Annotated in this window: 16 protein-coding genes, 2 pseudogenes and 1 riboswitch; of the genes and pseudogenes, 9 read left to right on the plus strand and 9 right to left on the minus strand. The window is 28.0% G+C overall.

Going from position 1 to position 20,702, the window contains the following annotated elements:
- Positions 1 to 101 precede the first annotated feature (101 nt).
- Entirely contained in the window at positions 102 to 425 is a 324-nt protein-coding gene (locus tag ACTG46_RS17910) for a winged helix-turn-helix transcriptional regulator (protein WP_054277684.1), read from the plus strand.
- A gap of 4 nt (positions 426 to 429) precedes the next feature.
- On the opposite strand, the gene ACTG46_RS17915 is transcribed toward ACTG46_RS17910, so the two are convergent.
- The 3 genes from ACTG46_RS17915 to ACTG46_RS17925 all read right to left on the minus strand — a co-directional run bounded on the left by ACTG46_RS17915 (position 430) and on the right by ACTG46_RS17925 (position 4,771).
- On the minus strand, positions 430 to 1,014 hold the full coding sequence (locus ACTG46_RS17915) for a DJ-1/PfpI family protein (RefSeq protein ID WP_167641094.1): 585 nt from the start codon (positions 1,012 to 1,014) through the stop codon (positions 430 to 432).
- Positions 1,015 to 1,086: 72 nt separating this feature from the next.
- The gene (locus ACTG46_RS17920) at positions 1,087 to 1,542 is read right to left on the minus strand and encodes an Lrp/AsnC family transcriptional regulator (RefSeq protein ID WP_054277686.1); all 456 of its coding nucleotides are present in this window, start codon (positions 1,540 to 1,542) and stop codon (positions 1,087 to 1,089) included.
- Positions 1,543 to 1,900: 358 nt separating this feature from the next.
- Positions 1,901 to 4,771 (minus strand): EAL domain-containing protein, encoded by a 2,871-nt coding sequence (locus tag ACTG46_RS17925; RefSeq protein WP_479923338.1) that lies wholly within the window; start codon positions 4,769 to 4,771, stop codon positions 1,901 to 1,903.
- A gap of 525 nt (positions 4,772 to 5,296) precedes the next feature.
- A riboswitch (M-box (ykoK) riboswitch) is annotated at positions 5,297 to 5,455 on the plus strand.
- A 345-nt stretch (positions 5,456 to 5,800) separates the two neighbouring features.
- On the opposite strand from ACTG46_RS17925, the gene ACTG46_RS17930 reads away from it, so the two are divergent.
- The 7 genes and pseudogenes from ACTG46_RS17930 to ACTG46_RS17960 all read left to right on the plus strand — a co-directional run.
- Entirely contained in the window at positions 5,801 to 7,078 is a 1,278-nt protein-coding gene (locus ACTG46_RS17930; RefSeq protein ID WP_479923339.1) for an HAD-IC family P-type ATPase, read from the plus strand.
- Between the two features lie 554 nt (positions 7,079 to 7,632).
- Positions 7,633 to 8,040, plus strand: a complete 408-nt coding sequence (gene tnpA, locus ACTG46_RS17935) for an IS200/IS605 family transposase (RefSeq protein ID WP_479923340.1) — start codon at positions 7,633 to 7,635, stop codon at positions 8,038 to 8,040.
- 1 nt (position 8,041) lies between these two features.
- Positions 8,042 to 9,151: an IS200/IS605 family element RNA-guided endonuclease TnpB gene (gene tnpB / locus ACTG46_RS17940; protein WP_479923341.1), complete on the plus strand. Its 1,110-nt coding sequence runs from the start codon at positions 8,042 to 8,044 to the stop codon at positions 9,149 to 9,151.
- Between the two features lie 126 nt (positions 9,152 to 9,277).
- Positions 9,278 to 10,349, plus strand: a pseudogene (locus ACTG46_RS17945) (cation transporting ATPase C-terminal domain-containing protein); the annotation flags it as partial.
- 542 nt (positions 10,350 to 10,891) lie between these two features.
- Positions 10,892 to 11,926 (plus strand): ATP-binding cassette domain-containing protein, encoded by a 1,035-nt coding sequence (locus tag ACTG46_RS17950; protein ID WP_479923342.1) that lies wholly within the window; start codon positions 10,892 to 10,894, stop codon positions 11,924 to 11,926.
- A 619-nt stretch (positions 11,927 to 12,545) separates the two neighbouring features.
- Positions 12,546 to 13,649, plus strand: a complete 1,104-nt coding sequence (gene tnpB / locus ACTG46_RS17955) for an IS200/IS605 family element RNA-guided endonuclease TnpB (protein ID WP_479923343.1) — start codon at positions 12,546 to 12,548, stop codon at positions 13,647 to 13,649.
- A 123-nt stretch (positions 13,650 to 13,772) separates the two neighbouring features.
- Positions 13,773 to 14,282, plus strand: a pseudogene (locus ACTG46_RS17960) (ATP-binding cassette domain-containing protein); the annotation flags it as partial.
- Between the two features lie 175 nt (positions 14,283 to 14,457).
- On the opposite strand, the gene ACTG46_RS17965 reads toward ACTG46_RS17960, so the two are convergent.
- Positions 14,458 to 15,171 (minus strand): response regulator transcription factor, encoded by a 714-nt coding sequence (locus ACTG46_RS17965; protein WP_407963531.1) that lies wholly within the window; start codon positions 15,169 to 15,171, stop codon positions 14,458 to 14,460.
- 316 nt (positions 15,172 to 15,487) lie between these two features.
- Between ACTG46_RS17965 and ACTG46_RS17970 the strand changes: the two genes are divergently transcribed.
- Positions 15,488 to 15,694 carry a glycosyltransferase gene (locus ACTG46_RS17970; protein WP_479924079.1) on the plus strand — a complete coding sequence of 69 codons (207 nt, stop codon included), beginning with the start codon at positions 15,488 to 15,490 and terminating at the stop codon, positions 15,692 to 15,694.
- Here the strand turns inward: ACTG46_RS17970 and ACTG46_RS17975 are convergent.
- The 5 genes from ACTG46_RS17975 to ACTG46_RS17995 all read right to left on the minus strand — a co-directional run bounded on the left by ACTG46_RS17975 (position 15,657) and on the right by ACTG46_RS17995 (position 20,457).
- Complete coding sequence (locus ACTG46_RS17975) at positions 15,657 to 17,036, minus strand: MATE family efflux transporter (RefSeq protein WP_479923344.1); 1,380 nt, start codon at positions 17,034 to 17,036, stop codon at positions 15,657 to 15,659. The two genes, ACTG46_RS17970 and ACTG46_RS17975, sit on opposite strands and share 38 nt — an antisense overlap.
- A 250-nt stretch (positions 17,037 to 17,286) precedes the next feature.
- On the minus strand, positions 17,287 to 17,808 hold the full coding sequence (locus tag ACTG46_RS17980) for a CDP-alcohol phosphatidyltransferase family protein (protein ID WP_479923345.1): 522 nt from the start codon (positions 17,806 to 17,808) through the stop codon (positions 17,287 to 17,289).
- Positions 17,809 to 17,829: 21 nt separating this feature from the next.
- Positions 17,830 to 18,624, minus strand: a complete 795-nt coding sequence (locus ACTG46_RS17985) for an ABC transporter permease (RefSeq protein ID WP_479923346.1) — start codon at positions 18,622 to 18,624, stop codon at positions 17,830 to 17,832.
- Positions 18,621 to 19,475, minus strand: coding sequence for an ABC transporter permease (locus ACTG46_RS17990; RefSeq protein WP_054271779.1), 855 nt, complete (start codon positions 19,473 to 19,475; stop codon positions 18,621 to 18,623). The genes ACTG46_RS17985 and ACTG46_RS17990 overlap by 4 nt, the downstream gene beginning before the upstream one ends.
- A complete protein-coding gene (locus tag ACTG46_RS17995) occupies positions 19,468 to 20,457 on the minus strand; it encodes an ABC transporter ATP-binding protein (protein ID WP_054271780.1) in 990 nt (329 codons plus the stop codon). Before ACTG46_RS17995 ends, ACTG46_RS17990 begins: the two co-directional genes overlap by 8 nt.
- Between the last annotated feature and the right edge of the window lie 245 nt (positions 20,458 to 20,702).

The raw sequence follows: 20,702 nt of genomic DNA on the forward strand, positions 1-20,702 counted from the left end.
ATGCTATAATTTTATCACTATAGTTTTATATTACAATAATGCACTTTTTTGTAATATAGTACCTAAAAAGATACTTTAAAATATATGAAAGGAGCTTAAAAATGAAAAAATGTTCTAGTGAATACAGTTGTCCAATAGAAGCAACACTCGCATTGATTGGTGGTAAATACAAGACACTTATACTTTGGCATCTTAAAGATACTATATTGAGATTTAATGAACTAAGAAAATTAATTCCTAAAGCAACTCCTAAAATGTTAACTCAACAGCTACGTGAATTAGAAGCAGATGGTTTAATTATCAGAGTTGTTTATCCTATTGTTCCTCCAAAAGTAGAATATTCACTATCGGATTTTGGAAAGAGTATTATTCCAATTCTAGATTGTATGTGTGATTGGGGTTCTGATTACTTAGAACACCTATAGCTCATTATAGTTTAAATCCCATAGCTAGTTTAACAGTCTCCATTTGTTCTCTGGATGTCAACATTTCCAAAAGTTTAAAAGCTACATGTGGAGCAGTTTCTGGACAATATGAAGTTATAATATTTTTATCCACAACAATTGGTTCATTAATGACATTTACACCAAATTCGCTTAACTGTCTTTGCCTTTGACCATTTTTCAAATGATATGTAGTAGCTTTACGATTTTTTAAAACTCCACTTTTACCAACTGGTAATGCCGCCACACAAATAGACGCAATTATCTTTTCTTTTGAATCAAACTCTCTTATTAAGTTTAAAAAAGACATGTCATATGCTTCTTCATAAAATCCAAACTCTTCAAATCCTCCAGGAATAGCAAGAGCATCATAATCATCAACACATACTTCTTCTATGGTCTTATCAACAAGTATTGGAATATTAAACGTACTTATAACCTTCTTTTTAAAGCCACAAGTTACTACATCGATATCACAATCATAATCATTACGAGCCCATCCCATAACATCTATAAATACGCTAAATTCCATAGTTTCAAAACCTTTTGCTAAAAAAACTAAAATTTTCATATTATATTTTCCTCCTAAAGTTTAGTTAAAATAAAGATAAGTAATATACTTAATATTTAGCTGCTAATATATTTAAAAAATATTTTTACATGTATTAATTTCTTCTTTAATTGTAGATAGAACAATAGTTGTATTAGCTTTCTGAATTCCCTTGATTCTTTTTAATGTAACAGATATAAATTCTTCAAGGTCACTTGTATCTTCTGCTAATACTTTTATCAAATAATCATACTCTCCTGAAATATGATGACACTCCAATACAGTCTCATGTTTCAATATAGTTTGCTTAAAATCTTCCATACTTTCAGATAAATCAGTATTGATAAATATAAAAGCTAAAAGTTTATATTTTGTTTTTTCTCGATTGATTTGGATAGTATACTTTTGAATTATATTTGACTGCTCAATTTTCTTTATGCGTTCTGATACTGCTGGTATTGATAAATTGACTTGCCTGCTTATTTCAGAAGTTGAGGCTCTACTATTCTTCTTTAGAGAATTAATTATTTTTAAATCTATCTCATCTATCGCTACTCACCTCCTTAATTATTTAGTATAATTCTAACTAATAAGTTATATTAAGTAAATAATTTTTATTATTTCAATAAAATTTAATACAATCATGTTATTTCACCTTAAAATTGAAGTTTTTTCAAAGTAAATCATATATTATACCTAAGATTATCTAAGATTTAATTAATGTTATTATTTTTGTTATTCATAATATATTACTTATTTTTACAATAATAAAAAGCACTTCATAATTTATGAAGTGCCTTTACTATACATTTAACTTTTTCATTCATTTATATATGTCATACACAAATATTTTATTTATTATAATCTTTAATATACTACTATAACAACTTAAATACTTATACAATTTCTATATATCTTTAGACTTCTCCACCTTCTGAACAAATATATCCTTTGGCATAGGTTTAGCATACAAATACCCCTGTGCATAATAACAATTAATACTCATTAAAAACTCTGCCTGTTCTATATTTTCAACACCTTCACAAATCACTTCTAACCCTAAGTCATTTGCCATTTCAACTACTTTACTTATAATCTTCCCTTCTCCTTTAGAATTATCTAATAGAGATTTATCTATTTTTAGAATGTCTACAGAAACCTGATTTAGAAGATTCAAAGAAGAGTAACCTGAACCAAAGTCATCAACAGAAATAAAAAATCCAAGCTCTTTAATCTTTTTTATCATATCATTTGATATACTATCATTTTCAAACAAACTTTCAGTTATCTCAAGTTCAATTATATTTCTAGGTATATTATATTTAACAAGTATATTTTGTAATCTATTTATATAATCTTTTCTTTGAAAATGTGCTCTTGATTGATTTACAGAAATTGAAATTGGTTTAATTCCAGAATCCATCCAAAAACGAGTCAATCTACATACTTTATCTAATACAAAAAAATCAACATCTATAATTCCACCACTCTTTTCAAGTATAGGAATAAATTCTCCTGGATTCATAAAACCAAGCTCTTTATGATTCCACCTAACAAGTGCTTCTGCTCCAATAATTTTATTTGTTCTCATATCAAATTTAGGTTGATAATAAACTTGGAACTCCTCATTTTCTAATGCATAATCTATCCTATCAACAATCTCTTTTTCTTTTTTAAGATTTTCTCTAAGTGACTCATCAAAATAGACTATAGAATATTTACTTTCCTTTGATTTTCTTCTAGCAATTTCGGCATAATCTATCGCCTTAGTTACAGGAATATTCTCAGTTTCAATATTGTATACTCCAAAGTTAGGTTTGACTTTAATACTAAAACCTTTCACTTCAAAATATGATATATTTTCATTTATATTGTTAAGAACTAGTTCCAAATCCTTTTTAAACTCATATGGTAAAAGAAAAAGGAAATGGTCTGCTTTTACATGAGCTAATAAGGCTGTATCACCTATAATTCTTTTTAAAACTGAAACTATTTCTTTTATGATTATATCTCCAGAATCTCTACCATAATTCTCATTTATCACAGCAAATTTCTTTATATCAAAAGCAACCAATGCATAATACTTTTCTTTATGTTTCTCTAAAATTTTTGTTGTTTCTTTTTCAAATCCGTTATAGTTCCAAATTCCATTAATTGTATCTTTAAATGCTAAATCAAAAATATGTACTGAGTGTCTTCTATTAATTGCAATTATATAAAAAAGCACTGCTATTATAATTAAGAAAAAGCAAAAAGAAACTAAAACTGTCTGAACTGGATGCTGATGTACAAATTGAGACAAACTAGTATCATAATTTTGAAACATTGTATGCTTTGCAATAATTTCAGAACACTCATCCTTATTAAGTGAATTTATTCTTTTATCCAAAATAGAATATAATACTTGATTTGTATCTTGGTTAACACCTAAAGATATATTAGTTTTATAATCAGTAACTAAAATTGCTTTTAAATTATTATAATCTTTTTGTATATAATTTTCAGCAGAATATGTATTTATAAATGCTACATCTGCATCGCCTCTTTCTACAGCATTTATAGCTAAGTTTTCAGATTTATAACTTTTAATCTTTGCTTTCTCATAACGTTTTTTGATATACTCATCATTAAATTTATCATTCTCTACAACAGCAATATCATTAAATTCAGTATTCCTATAATTCTTAGTTATTGCACTGTAATTCAATTCCATATAAGGAGATGTAATTTTTATTCCATTCTGTTCTGCCCATCCATAATCAGAATTAAAAAAGCATATTACATCTGCTTTTCCCTCTTTTAACATATTAATTGAGTCTTTATATGAGTTGGTTTCTATATAATTTATATTCAAACCAAGGTCTTTAACAATTAAATTAAACATGTCTGATATTATACCATTAAATTTTCCATTGTCTAAATACGATAGTGGATATGATTCTGGCATGCTAACTACACGTATACTATTATTTCTTTTTAGATAATTATGTTCCTCTTTAGAAAGAATAAACTCATTTTGATTACTAGATTGATAATACTTACTATACAAATTAAACTTATATGCAGGATTATCCATTTCTATATCTTCTAAAGCGTTATTAACTTCTTGTAATAGTTGAGTATTACCTTTTTTTACAATACAATAAAATGAAGAAGGAGAAAATTGAGCAATTACACTTTCATTTTTAGCCTTTCTTAAGCTACTAGTTAATATAGCATCTACTTTTCCATTTTCCAATGCACTTTCTAATTCTTCTTGGTTCTTGAAATATTTAGATGTATAATTAAAATTCTTTTCGTTTGCAAATTTTTTTAAATCTTCATTTCTACTATTACTATCAAGTAGCCCAATCACTATTCCATTAAAATTTTTATAATCATTTGGTAAATATTTTGAATTTCCACGTTTTACTGTAATGCGTGCATAACTACTTCCCATAGGCAATTCTGAGAAGTCAAATCTTTCTGCACGCTCTTTTGTATACTGTGCAGATGTAAGCAAATCAATCTGACCATTTTCTAACATGGCTTGACATTCTTCCCATGTACCAGATACATATTCATATGTCCAGCCAGTATGCTTTGCAATCTCATGAAGATACTCATATCCATACCCACTTCTATTTCCAGTTTCATTATACTCATGATACCCTTCAAACTCAAAAAAACCTACCTTTACAACGCGTTTTTCTGATGTAGCAATTGCTTGTATTGGGAGATACATAAATACTATACAGCTAATTAAAGACATTATAAAAACAATTCTTTTAATCGACACAAACCTGATTCCCCTCCTTTATAAAAGTCTTTATTGAAATTACTTGTGATTATTTTCATAATAATACTACTATCCCACTAATTACATTATATTCAAAGTATACTTGTTTATATAATAATATATAAACACATATCCTTAATGATTACTTTAAATGTATACTTTCTATATAAAGTTTACATTTATTTTATTTCCAACAATTATATATGTATATTAGCACATACTTGAAAATTCAACAATAGTATTCAGCCAGTTCTACAGGTTATAATATTTCACAAAGATAGTAAAACTATATCAAAATTATGGAGCCAATAGCCTTAATTATATTCATAGATTATACAATTTTATCAGAAATAAATTTTTACATAACTTTGTTTAAAAAAGGCATATATTAAAGGTACTTGTAATTCTACAAATACAAGATTTGGAACAATAATTTTGTCAAAAGAATATAATATATTGGTTGTGTATGTAGTTTTTCATGTATTGACAAATAGTTTTTTATGTATTATATAATCTCATATAAATTAAATATCTCGGTAGGTGAGGCTACCATAGGGATACGGGTTGCTGCCACAAAATAGTGGAGACACTATGAGAAGGTCAACAGTCTATGTCGATTCCAAGGCATAATCTAATGCAATTTCATTGCCCTATGAAGTTAAAGCTTGAACGATGATTAAATATTTTTACTGTATTATAAATATACTTAGGTTTTCTATGCCTTGGTTGTTTTTATTATAGGTTTAATTCCCTTGTCATTGCTTATGCTTTGATAAGGGATTTTTTAATGCTTATTTTAGATTTATATATTTTGAATTTTGGAGGTGAGAAGAATGGACGCAGGAAGTAGTAATAACATAAGCTCTGTTGAGCGAAGTAGTCACTTATTTGAAGAATTGTACTATTTTGTACGTCTTATTTCTTCTCCCTATTTTTAATAAATTTAAAACTAGTGATGTTTTTCGTCACAGGCTTATGTCTTTACTTCCTTATTTTAAAAATAGATAAATATTTAAGGAGGTCTCAGACATGATAAAAAAATTAAATAAAAAGTTTATTACACAAACTACATGTAATTCAACTTCAAAAGAAAATATACTTGATTCAGCTATAATGAACGACTCTATTTTATTAAATGAATATAGAAATTTTTATAGTGGTTATTCTGAAAAAATGGTTAATATAATGAGAGACAAGTATGGTAGTAATGAAATCACTCAAAAATCTAATAACTCAATGATAAAAAAATTTGTCAAAGCTTTTATAAACCCATTCACTATTGTACTTCTTATTTTAGCTATAATTTCTTTTATCACAGATGTTATTTTAGCAAATCTAACTGATAAAAATGCAACTACAGTCATTATCGTATTGACAATGGTAACTATAAGTGGATTGCTACAATTTATTCAAGAATCTCGTTCTGGCAAAGCGGCACAAGCCCTAAGTGATATGGTAAATACCACTATATCAGTTATGCGTGATTCTAAAGGATTAATAGAAATACCACTAAGAGAAGTTGTTGTAGGAGATATTATTCATATCACTGCTGGTGATATGATTCCAGCTGATGTACGTATATTACAATGCAAAGATTTATTTGTTAGTCAATCTTCTCTTACAGGAGAAAGTGAGCCAATAGAAAAATTTTCTGATGTCTACAAAGGAACTACCAATAACATACTTGATTTAGATAATATTGCATTTATGGGTAGTAACATAATTAGTGGCTCAGCCATAGCTATTGTTATTTCAGTAGGTGATTGTACTATATTTGGTTCTATGGCTCAACAAATAACAAGCAAAAAAACTGTAACAGGTTTTGAAAAGGGTGTTAACTCAGTTTCATGGCTACTTATAAGATTTATGTTTATTATGGTTTCAATAGTTCTCTTTGTAAATGGCTTTACAAAAGGTAGTTGGATGGAAGCTTTTTTGTTTGCACTTTCAATAGCTGTTGGACTTACACCAGAGATGTTACCAATGTTAGTATCTGCTAACCTTGCTAAAGGAGCAGTTGCTATGTCAAAGAAGAAAGTTATTGTTAAAGATTTAGGCTCTATACAAAACTTTGGTGCTATGGACATACTTTGCACTGATAAAACTGGGACTTTGACTAAAGACAAAGTAGTTTTAGAGTATTCTCTTGATATTCATGGAAAAGAAGATAAACGAATTCTTCGACATGCATTTTTAAATAGTTATCATCAAACAGGACTTAAAAATCTTATGGATATAGCTATTATTAACCATGCAAATGATAATGGTATGCAAGAACTTTGGAGAGATTATACAAAAATTGATTAAAAAATAGCTACGCACACTCGTGAGTTAGTAGCTAAAATAGTCAGCATATAGGGAAACTTATATGTAGAGATAGGATAGAACCTATCCAATACTACTTGAATTGCTAAAAATCCCTAAAGCTAACCAAACTAAAACATAAGGATGAAATAAACCTAAGTGTGAAAGTTACGAAAGTAGAAAAAATTGGTTAGATGGTATAAGGTTAAACCCTAAGTACTTTAAAATAGGCAATCAGAAGGTAAGCTCCTAAGTAGGAGAAACTTCAACGACTATTCCTCTTGAGGGAAGTACACTACAAGCTATTGGTAGTGGAAGTGGGTAGACCTTAACGGATAACGCCGAAGGATAAGATATAGTCTGTGATTGCATGAAAGTGTAAGAAGCTCATAAGAGAACTGCATAGGTAGTAGCCAACTTATGTGAACGACAACCTCAAAAATGATAAAAGTCAGGACTTATGGTTCTTACATATGTTATTTAAAAATAAATATAAAACCTTCAAAAAACTTGTTTTAAAAAATTGTACTTGTTAATATTATGTTGGGTGATGAAAAATGGAAGTGACTCATGGTAGAGGGTATGTGTATTTAATACAATACCATATAGTATGGTGTGTAAAATATAGACATCCAGTATTAACAAATGAAATTGAAGAAGATTTAATTAATATATTAAATAAAATAGCTAAAGATAATAAATTTCAAATATTAGAATGTAATAGTGATAAAGACCACATACATTTACTAATAAATTGTTCACCACAACACTATATACCAGATATGATAAAAGCATTAAAAGGTGTATCGGCAAGCTTGTTAATGAAAAAACATGGAGAACAGTTGAAAAAGAAATTATGGGGAGGACATCTTTGGAATCCTAGTTATTTCGTTGCTACTGTATCAGAAAATACAGAAGAACAGATAAGAAGATATATTAATAATCAGAAAAAGCAAGTAAAGTGAGGTGATAGTAGTGGAAAAAGCATATAAGTTTAGGATGTATCCAAATAAAAAACAGCAAGAGTTAATTAATAAAACTTTTGGATGTTGTAGATTTGTATATAATAAATATCTTGCTAAAAAAATAGAAGTTTATGAAAATAATAAAGAAACTTTTACTTATAAACAGTGTAGTTCTGATTTGACCAATTTAAAAAAAGAATTAGAGTGGCTTAAAGAGCCTGATAAATTTTCACTACAAAACACCTTAAAAGATTTAGAAAACGCATATAAAAAATTCTTTAAAGAAAATGCAGTATTTCCTAAATTTAAATCAAAAAAAACTAATAGATTTTCATATAGAACGAACTTTACAAATGGAAATATTATGCACCTTGGTCAATATATAAAATTACCTAAACTTGGTATGGTTAAAGTAATGGATAAACAAGTACCTCAAGGGAGAATACTTAATGCTACTATATCCAAAGAACCAAGTGGTAAATATTATGTATCATTATGTTGTACTGATATAGATATTAAAGCATTTGAAAATACTAATAGTCAGATAGGTTTAGATTTAGGAATTAAAGAATTTTGTATCTCAAGTTATGGAGACTTTATAGAAAATCCTAAGTATCTTAAGAAGTCATTAAACAAACTTGCTAAATTACAAAGAGAATTATCGAGAAAAACAATTGGTAGTTTAAATAGAAATAAAGCAAGGTTAAAAGTTGCAAGACTTCAAGAACATATAGCTAATCAAAGGAAGGATTTTCTACAAAAACTATCTACTAAATTAATACGAGAGAATGATATTATTTGCATAGAAGATTTACAAGTAAAAAATATGACTAAAAATCGTAAATTATCTCGCTTAATTTCTGATGTGTCATGGTCAGAATTTGTTCGTCAATTAGAATATAAGGCTAATTGGTATGGTAGACAAATTGTAAAGGTAGGTAAATTCTTTGCAAGTTCACAAATATGCAATAAATGTGGGTACAAAAACGAGGAAATGAAGAATTTAAGTATAAGAGAATGGATTTGTCCTTGTTGTAATGTAACTCACGATAGAGATATAAATGCAAGTATAAATATACTAAAAGAAGGACTAAGACTAATAAGAGTTTAAAATAAATAACTTATGTAAGAACCGTAGGAACTACGGGGATAGCCTGTGGAGAATTGGTAAGACATATTTTAGTATGCGAAATTCTGTGAAACAGGAACCCTGTGACTTTAGTCATGGGAGGTTCAGTTTAATAGAAGAAGAATGAGTGTAGTAGTTAAAAATAAATTTGGAAAAACTCAGCTTATCACAAAAGGTGCTATTGAAGAAATGTTATCAATCTGTACTCATGTTGAGTATAAAGATGAGATATGTAAAGAAGTTATTGCAACAGTTTCTAAATACAATGATAAAGGTATGAGAGTTTTGGGAATTGCACAGAAAAACAATCCTTCACCTATAGATGAATTTTCAGTTTCTGACGAAAGTAACATGGTTTTAATAGGTTATCTTGCATTCCTTGACCCACCAAAGGAAAGTACATCTAGTGCAGTAAAAGCTCTACTTAAAAATGGAGTTGATGTAAAGGTTCTAACTGGCGACTTATACTACTTGAAAAAGACCTTATGGTACTAGAGCAAGGTGCTATTGAAGGAAGAAAAACATATGCAAATATAATAAGTATATAAAGATGACTGCAAGTTCTAATTTTGGTAATATGTTATCTGTATTAATAGCAAGTGCATTCTTACCAATGTTACCAATTCAACTCTTAATATTAGACTTAATTTATGATATTTCATGTATAACTATTCCATGGGATAATGTAGACGATGATTATCTAAAAATTCCAAGAAAATGGGATTCATCATCTATAAGTAAATTTATGACTTGGATTGGTCCAACTAGTTCAGTATTTGATATTACAACATATATACTAATGTATTTTGTAGTATGCCCAAATGTATTTGGTGGAAGTTTTCATAGCTTAGATACTATAGGTCAGCTTGGATTTATATCTCTATTTCATGCTGGATGGTTTGTAGAATCTTTATGGTCTCAGACATTAGTTATTCATATGATAAGAACTCCACACATCCCATTTATTAAAAGTCGAGCTTCATGGAAATTAACTCTTTTTACAACAATGGGAATTGTGATTGGTACTATTATACCATATACATCTCTTGGTAATGCTATTGGTATGATGCCACTTCCAGGCATATATTTTATTGGATTGATTTTTACTATTTTATCTTATATGGTTTTAGTAACTATATTAAAAAAGGTATTTGTAAAAAAATATGGAGAATTATTATAATTAATACTATCCTTCATCTTAATAATATAAATTTTAATTTATTATGTTATCAAAGTGACTACATGAAAATAATTTTCTTGTTGACTATAACTATGTATTATGATAACATAACTTAAGTTATAATTAGTAAAATATATTTTAAATAAATAAGATGATACCAAAAGTACAAAGTACAGTTTAAATATAAATAAACTAGAATTAAGATTAGGATGTGAATAATTATGATTTATATAGAATTAGTTAAACTTGTTAGAAAACTTAACTCTACACAAATGTATACGATGAAGCGTTGTGTAGAGGTTAATCTGGAGGCTTAGAGCTTTCTATCTTCGTCGGCAAATATAGGTTAGTATAGTTTTTTTAGCTATGCTTATTTAAAATCGCCTATTTGCCGATAGATATATAGATTTTCTGGTCATAGACAACAATGCTTGTCTATGACCTTTTGTTTTTCCAAAAGCAGAGGTCGGCATTTTAGAATGCCTTTCCTCTGCTTTTTTTATTTTCATAAATTTTTTAATAAAAGAAAAGGAGTTTGAATTATGAGTTTATTAAAAGTAACTAATTTATCACAAGGTTTTATGGATAAGTCACTGTATGAGAAAGCTAACTTTGATTTATTCAAAGGTGAACATATTGGTATAGTTGGTCAAAATGGTGTAGGGAAAAGTACCTTAATCAAAATTTTATTAGGAGAAGTTATTCCAGATGAAGGAGAAATTAAATGGCAAACTAATATCAAAATCGGTCATCTAGACCAATATGCAGAAATTAATAGAGATACAACAATATCCCTCTATTTGCACTCTGCATTTGAAGAGCTTTATAAAATAGAAAAAGAGATGAATTTGCTATATCAAGAGAGTGCTCTGTCTGGAAATGAGCAACTACTAATTAAGGCATCAGAATATCAAGAACAACTAATAGCAAACAATTTCTACTCTGTAGACAATGAAGTTAACAAAATAGCAAATGGTCTTGGGTTAGATTCAATAGGAATGAATCTTGTAGTTGGAGAACTTAGTGGCGGGCAAAGAGCAAAAGTAATCTTGGCGAAACTACTACTTTCTAATCATGAAGTTTTATTATTAGATGAGCCAACAAATTTTTTAGATAAAGAACATGTTGAGTGGCTTTCAAGTTATTTAAATACATTTGCTGGAGCATTTATTGTAGTTTCCCATGATTTTGACTTTTTAGAGAAAATCTCTACAGGCATTCTTGATATAGAATTTGGTATGATTAAGAAGTATCATGGAAAATACTCAGAGTTTCTTAAACAAAAATCACATTTAAGAGAGGATTATATTAGAAGATATCAAGCACAACAAAAGAAAATAGAAAAAGAAGAAACATTTATACGTAAAAATAAAGCTGGAGTAAATTCAAAAATTGCAAGAGGAAGACAAAAACAATTGGATAAAATAGAAAGAATAGCTCCTCCTAGCTTTATAGGAAAACCAAATGTTCAATTTTCAGAGATTGAAATATCTGCTCAAAATGCTCTTACAGTTACCAATCTTGAAGTCGGCTACTACTATTCTTTGCTTCCAAAACTAAATTTCTCTGTTGATTAAAAAATAGCTACGCACACTTGTGACTTTAGTCGTGAGTTAGTAGCTAAAATAGTCAGCATATAGGGAAACTTATATGTAGAGATAGGATAGAACCTATCCAATACTACTTGAATTGCTGGAAACCCCTAAAGCTAACCAAACTAAAACATAAGGATGAAATAAACCTAAGTGTGAAAGTTACGAAAGTAGAAAAAATTGGTTAGATGGTATAAGGTTAAACCCTAAGTACTTTAAAATGGGCAATCAGCAGGTAAGCTCCGAATAGGAGAAACTTCAACGACTATTCCTCCTGAGGGAAGTACACTACAAGTTATCGGTAGTGGAAGTGGGTAGACCTTAACGGATAATGCTGAAGGATAAGATATAGTCTGTGCTTACATGAAAGTGTAAGAAGTTCATAAGAGAACTGCATAGGTAGTAGCGAACTTATGTGAACGACAACCTCAAAAATGATAAAAGTTAGGACTTACGGTTCTTACATATGTTATTTAGAAATAAATATAAAACCTTCGAAATAATTGTTTTAGATAATTACGTTTGTTAATATTATAATGAGTGATGAAAAATAGAAGTTACTCGGATATGTATATTAATAATCATAAAAAGCAATTAAAGTGAGGTGATAGTAGTGGAAAAAGCATATAAGTTTAGAATGTATCCAAATAAAAAGCAACAAGAGTTAATTAACAAAACTTTTGGATGTTGTAGATTTGTATATAATAAATATCTTTCTAAAAAAATAGAAATTTATGAAAGCAATAAAGAAACTTTTACTTATAAACAATGTAGTTCTGATTTGACCAATTTAAAAAAAGAATTAGAGTGGCTTAAAGAACCTGACAAATTTTCACTACAAAACACCTTAAAAGATTTAGAAAACGCATATAAAAAATTCTTTAAAGAAAATGCAGGATTTCCTAAATTTAAATCAAAGAAAACTAATAGATTTTCATATAGAACTAACTTTACAAATGGAAATATTATGTACTATAGTCAATATATAAAATTACCTAAACTTGGTATGGTTAAAGTAAGGGATAAACAAGTACCTCAAGGGAGAATACTTAATGCTACTATATCCAAAGAACCAAGTGGTAAATATTATGTATCATTATGTTGTACTGATATAGATATTGAAGCATTTGAAAATACTAATAATCAGATAGGCTTAGATTTAGGAATTAAAGAATTTTGTATCTCAAGTTGTGGACAATTTATAGAAAATCCTAAGTATCTTCTAAAGTCATTAAACAAACTTGCTAAATTACAAAGAGAACTATCGAGAAAAACAATTGGTAGTTTAAATAGAAATAAAGCAAGGTTAAAAGTTGCAAGACTTCAAGAACATATAGCTAATCAAAGGAAGGATTTTCTACAAAAACTATCTACTAAATTAATACGAGAGAATGATATTATTTGCATAGAAGATTTACAAGTAAAAAATATGAGTAAAAATCGTAAATTATCTCGCTTAATTTCTGATGTGTCATGGTCAGAATTTGTTCGTCAATTAGAATACAAGGCTAATTGGTATGGTAGACAAATTGTAAAGGTAGGTAAATTCTTTGCAAGTTCACAAATATGCAATAAATGTGGGTACAAAAACGAGGAAATGAAGAATTTAAGTATAAGAGAATGGATTTGTCCTTGTTGTAATGAAACTCACGATAGAGATATAAATGCAAGTATAAATATACTAAAAGAAGGACTAATAAGAGTTTAAAATAAATAACTTATGTAAGAACCGTAGGAACTATGGGGATAGCCTGTGGAGAATTGGTAAGACATATTTCAGTATGCAAAATTCTATGAAGCAGGAACCCTGTGACTTTAGTCATGGGAGGTTCAGGGAGGTCAAAAAATAGTTATAACTGGATTTAATGGAATTGGTAAATCAACTTTGTTAAAGACATTAGTTAAAGATATTCCTTGTATCGCTGGAAGTTTTAAGTTTTCAGAACAAGTTAAAATTGGTTATTATGAACAAGATTTAAAATGGGAAAATCCTACTAAAACACCACTTCAAATAGTGGCAGATAAGTATCCAAAATTTAATACAAAAGAGATTAGACGTCACCTAGCTAAATGTGGAGTAAAAGAAGAGCATGTTTCAAGAAGTGTATCTACTCTAAGTGGTGGTGAACAATCTAAGGTTAAATTATGTTGTATGATGTTATCTCCTTGCAATTTTTTGATTCTAGATGAACCAACCAACCATTTTGATGCAGAAACAAAGGATGCTTTACAAAATGCCTTGAAACAGTTTAAAGGAAGTATCATACTAGTATCCCATGAAGAAAAATTTTATAAAGGTTGGATTGATAAGGTATTTAATATAGAAAAACAATTAATATAAATCTATCTGTAATATTGTTTAATCAATACTTCAATACATGTATTAATCTTTTGGCTGAAGTTTCATTGCTAAGAAACTTAAAAAATAAGAATCTACTAGATTATAAAATCTATTACTAGAATACAAATATTAATAGGCACTCATAAATAAGTGCCTATTAATATTAAAATCCATTCTAATCAACTCTATTTACAAGTTTATATCCTAGACCTTTAGCTGTTATAAGTATTTTAGGATTTGAAGGATTATTTTCAATTTTTTCTCTTATATGACGTATATGCACCATAATTGTATTATCACAGATGCTACTATATGCCCCCCACACTTGTTCATATAATCTTTCTTTACTTATAATTTTATTTACATTTTGAGCCATATAACTTAAAAGTTGATACTCTCTTCCAGTTAACTCAATTTCATTTCTATCTTTATAAACACGACTTCCTTCTGTGTCTATAGTAATATTCCCTAACTTAATAAATACATCGTCTGATGGTATAATACTTTGGTATTGTTGTCTACGTAATTGAGCTTTAACTCGAAATACAACCTCTCTTGGGCTAAATGGCTTCGTTATATAATCATCCCCACCACTACTAAGACCAAGTATTTTGTCAATATCATCATCTTTTGATGAAAGAAAAAGAATTGAACAATATGAGAACTCCCTAATTTTTTTACACACTTCTATTCCATCCACATCTGGTAACATTATGTCAAGAATAATGACATCTGGGCATTCTGTCTTACATAAAGAAATAGCATCTAAACCATTGTAGACTTTAACAATATTTTTAAAACCATCATTTATAAGTACTTCTTCAATTAAATCTATTATATCTTTTTCATCATCCACGAGTAATATTTTTTTATTAAAGTATGTCTCCATTTTAAAATCGCTCCTATAAAGAGTTCTTATTTTTTGTCTATTTCATCCCTCTCACTCCCTATGTTCTGCTTAAAGTATATTCAAATAATTAAATAAAATCAAGTATATATCTCTATCGATTAATGAAAACTATTTACTATATGCATGTCAATGCATATTTCACAGTATAATTCGATGTTTCATAAATATGTCAAATTAAAGAATATAGGATAAATGAGTAAAATATTGTATCATCCTACTATATATGAAAATTTTATTTATAAATTCACCTTTTTCTGGACATGTCTACCCTACCTTGGGTTAGTAGAAAATTTATATTTATCCCTTTACACCACAACTTGAAATATTAGAAAAAGCAGATGTTTTTATTACTCATGGTGATTTAAATAGTGTTATGGAATCTCTTTATTTTGGAGTTCCCATGGTGGTTAGGCCAAATGATATACAGTTAAAAAGATATATGTTAACTATGATTATTCTTATATTTATATATAGTTATACTTATTCTTATATTTATATATAAAACTAACTGTTAAAAATAAGGTTAAAAGCTCAGCAATTGGTACTGCTAGCCAAATACCATATATATCAAATATATTTGGTAATATCAGCAAACCTATAGTTATAAAGCCAAATGTACGTAAAAAAGATAGTATTGCAGATATTTTTCCATTTGATAGTGCTGTAAACATAGATGATGTAAAAATATTGAATCCACAAAAAATAAAACTAAAAGAAAATATATAAAATCCAGACCTTGCAATCTTATAAACATTACTTCCTCTTTGAGAAAAAATCTCTACTAAACTTGGTGAACATATCATAGAAAACACAAACACCAATAAAGAAGCTATTGAGATAAATAACATACAAATTTTAAAAATGTATTTTAATTGTATATTATTTCTACTTCCATAATTATAGCTTATTATTGGAGCAACTCCCATTGAAAAACCTATATAAATTGAGGTTAAGAGAAACTGAGAATAAATAATTATTGTAATAGCCGCAACTCCATCTTCACCAATCAACTTCATCATTATAATATTAAATAAAAAAGTAGTAACTGCTGTGGATAATTGACTTACCATTTCAGATGAGCCATTAAAACAAGTCTCAAACAACACTTTCTTATCTATTTTAGGTATACAAAATCTAAGTGCCCCATTACTTTTTGAAAAGAAAACTAACCCTGCAATAGTAGGAATCAAATATCCTATACCAGTTGCAAGCGCTGCCCCACCAAGACCCATTTGTAATGGAACAATAAACACATAATCTAAAATTATATTAGTACACCCTGCACCTATTACTAACCATAATCCAAACTTTGGTTTTCCAGCTATCACAAATAGACTTTGAAATAATACTTGTAATATGTTGGCAAAAGCGAAAATCAAAATAATAAGAAGATATGAGCGACAATATTTAATCAAAATCTCACTTGCTCCTAACCATATAATAATATAATCCATAAATACAAATCCAATACCAGTAATTATCATCCCAAGTAAAACTCCAGATAATACAATTAAAGTAAAAACCTTATTTGCTTCATCAGTCTCACCGCTTCCCATCTTACGAGCTACTATAGCACTCCCCCCAGTAGCAAGCATCGTTCCAAGTCCAACTATAATATTAATAATAGGACAAACAATATTAATTGCTGATAAAGCATTTGTATTAACAAATCTTGATACGAATATAGTATCAACAATTGTATATAATCCCATAAAAACCATCATAAAAATAGTGGGAAATGCAAATTTTAATAGAGAAAACAAATTAAATCTTTGTGCAAGTAAATTATCCTTCGCATGAAGATTATCTTGTTTCCGATTTTCTGAATAAGATATATCACTCATTCAGGTCATTCTCTTGTGCATTGCTTATATTTAAAATTATATCCAACCTATTAGACATTAAAGAACCTCCTTTCTCCATAAAGATTATATCTAATTACTTGGATAGATTTTTAATTAATCTTGCTATTATACGTTATCATAATATCTAAAAATAACTCCTTATCCTTTACTCCAAGCATTTTATGATTTTAATCACTAACACTTGTTTTTATTGTTTAGTATCACATGAAACCTGTTTACTTATAAACATTCATATAGTATCTTTTTTCAACTCTTTAGAAAATATATGTATCATTACTTCTTCAATAGCCGAGATACTTGCTACAACACAAATAATACTAGTAAACAAACTTATGTTAACCAGATTATAAAATAAAGGCAAACAGAACAACATAAATCCAGATATTTTATTTCCATATGTGTGTAATATAAAAAATGTATTGTATTTATAAATTACTATAATTATTGATGTAATACGAATGATAGCAATTACTACTACCCATAACACTATATACTTTGGTATATTTATTATGGGAAATATAATAACAGATGTGGAAATTACAAAACATATATCTGCTATGCTATCAAGCCTTGAGCCAAATTCACTTGTTAGATTCATTCTTCTAGCTATATATCCATCTAAAAAGTCACTTAAGCCACAAACAATATAGATTATAAAAAATAAATTAGAGAATACTTCTGTTTTAAGTAATACTATTGATAAAATAACTCTAAATATAGTAATAATATTTGCTATATTTTTAATTCTCATCACCTCAAAGCTGTAAAGTTATTAACTACTTGCACTTTTATAATGCTTCATACCTAACTTCCAAAATCTCCACATAAATAATGTAAACAAGAATACAATTAAGATTGAATATATCAATCCATTCATTGTTATTGTTCCTGACAAAATTTGAGTTGGAATTGTTGACATAATTCCATATGGTAAAATTAAATAGAATAATAATTTAAAAACACCTTCATATATTACTCCAGGAATTTTCATGTTCATTGGTAATAAATTATCTTCTAGTCTCATTATAGCAGAAGATGATATAACAAAAAATGAAACTGTTCGAAGTATAATACCTACATCATAGAAAAGCAATACCATCAATAATACCATACAGATATACATTATTATTGTGATATAAGTTATTTTTGGATTTAATTCAGATATCCCATATAAAACTATAAGTATACTTGCCAAAATTAATGGAGATGAACCAATATTAATGTTTTCAAATGTCAATCTAAATAGTGGGTCTATTGGTTTTGTAATATAATAATCTAACTCTCCTTCTTGAATCTTCCTTGGAATATCATAAATACCAAAACAGAAAATTGTCATATTTATTGCATTTATTAATGAAAAAGTTCCTATAAATATTAACATCTCTCCATGTTGCCAACCTCCTATTGAGTCTATATGAGAATATATACCATTAAACATTAATAGTTGTAATATAAATAGTGAACTATCTACAAAAAATGCGCCAAAAAAATCAAATCTAAATACCATCATCTTTGATAATTTCATCCTTAATAACATAAATATTATTTTAAAATTTTTTTTCATCATATACCCACCCCATCAAATAGTGTTCTCATTCTTTTATACATGATTTTATTCAATATAAAAAAGAACAAAACCCATAATGATATAATAATCAATCCTTGTACTGCCTCATTGCTGTTTCTTCCTATTAGTAACATAGATGGTAAATATGTTGTATAATAAAATGGAAATACCTTCATGACTGTTACTAAAACTTCTGGTAAAAGTATAAGTGGTATCATTGTTCCTGTAACAAATTCAGAGATATTTTCAATTATCATTCTAAAAAAACCAATCTCAAGAAATTTAAATGACAAAATACCAATAAAGAAATGGAGTTGCATCATAAAAATAAGCCCTAAAAAAATCATTAAGATTGAAATTACTATTTGAACTGGATTAGATGTAAAAGCAAAATCCAATTTAAATATGAAAATCCATACAAAAGCAGAAATCATGTTAAATACAAAATAGAAACATGTCATTCCAAAATTTTTAGCAATAAAATAATTTTGAACATTAATTGGAATAATCATATATTTTGAAAATGTACCTAGTTTTACACGATTACATATCTCTTCACTAGTACTCTTTGACATATCAATACCTGATAAAAATGAGCTTATTATGTAATAAGACAACATTGAATTAAATGTAAAACCAGAAACTATTTTATTTTCACCAAAAACTGCTTTCCATAAGATATAAGCAAATAAAATTTTTATAATAGTAAACATCATATTAACTACTACATCAAATCTCCAGATAAGTTGTACTTTAAAATTAATTTTGGCTACTTCATAATATCTTCGGATATTTTGTTTAAATTTATAAAACATTGAATGACTAGAATATACCTGATTGTAGTTACTCACGATACTCTTCACTTCCTTTCTTATATATTCTCTCTACAATATTACCTATATCTTCTTCTTCAATTATCACATCCTTGACATCATAATTATCAAAAATCCATTTAACAGTTTCATTTCCTCTTTCTTTTGGCATAACTACTGATATCTTATGCTTCGTTTGCTCAATGATTTTACAATCTTTAGGAAATTTAATATCAGCTTCATCAGTGAAACTAACTGTTATTTTTTTATATTTCTGGAAATGATTAAACAATTCTTCTGTAGAGCCATCATATATTTTATGACTATTTTCTACAACAATACTTCTACTACATAGGCTCTTAATATCCTCCATATAATGAGAAGTAAGTATAATAGTAGTTCCCTTTGTTTCATTCACTTCTTTTAGAAAATATCTAATTTGCTTTTGTGCTACTGCATCTAGACCTATTGTTGGCTCATCTAAGAACAATATTTTAGGATTATGTAGAAGGGCTACTATTAATTCCATTTTCATTCTCTCCCCTAAAGAAAGCGTCCTAACTTGAACGTTTAGATACTCTGATACATCAAATAATTCGATAAAGTAATCCAAGTTTCTTTTATACTCTTCATCAGATATATCGTATAACTCTTTAAATAAAAGAAATGTATCTGCTGGTGTCAATTCAAAGAATAATTGACTTTTCTGTCCCATAACAATAGCGTACTGTCTTTTAAAGCTATTTTCCAATTTATTAGGATAATAACCCATAACAGATATATCTCCAGAAGATGGTGAAATAATACCAGTTAGCATCTTAACAAGAGTGGTTTTACCAGCTCCATTTTGACCTATTAATCCAACAAATTCTCCTTCCTCCACTTTTAAATCAAATGATGATATAGCTGTTTTCTCTGTGTATTTCCTGTTAAATAAAGATTTTACACTTCCCATAAGCCCTGCTTCTTTCTCAAATCTTTTATAAGATTTAGTCAGCTGCCTAAGTTCAATTATACTCATTTCAACTACCTCCATATTTTATAATTTATATAAAAAAAGCCCACAGGTATATCTGCCTTTTTCTGTGCATGTATTGACCAGCACAAAAACAGAAAACTCCTGTGGACTAGAAAAGTTAATACTTTCTATTTCAACATAATTATAACCAAAATAATACTATGCAAAATTAATAAAAGCGTAGCAGATTAAAGCCTACTACACCATAGTTTAACAAAGTAATATATATTTCAAATACTATCTGTTGT

Source organism: Clostridioides sp. LIBA-7678 (genome assembly GCF_056716065.1).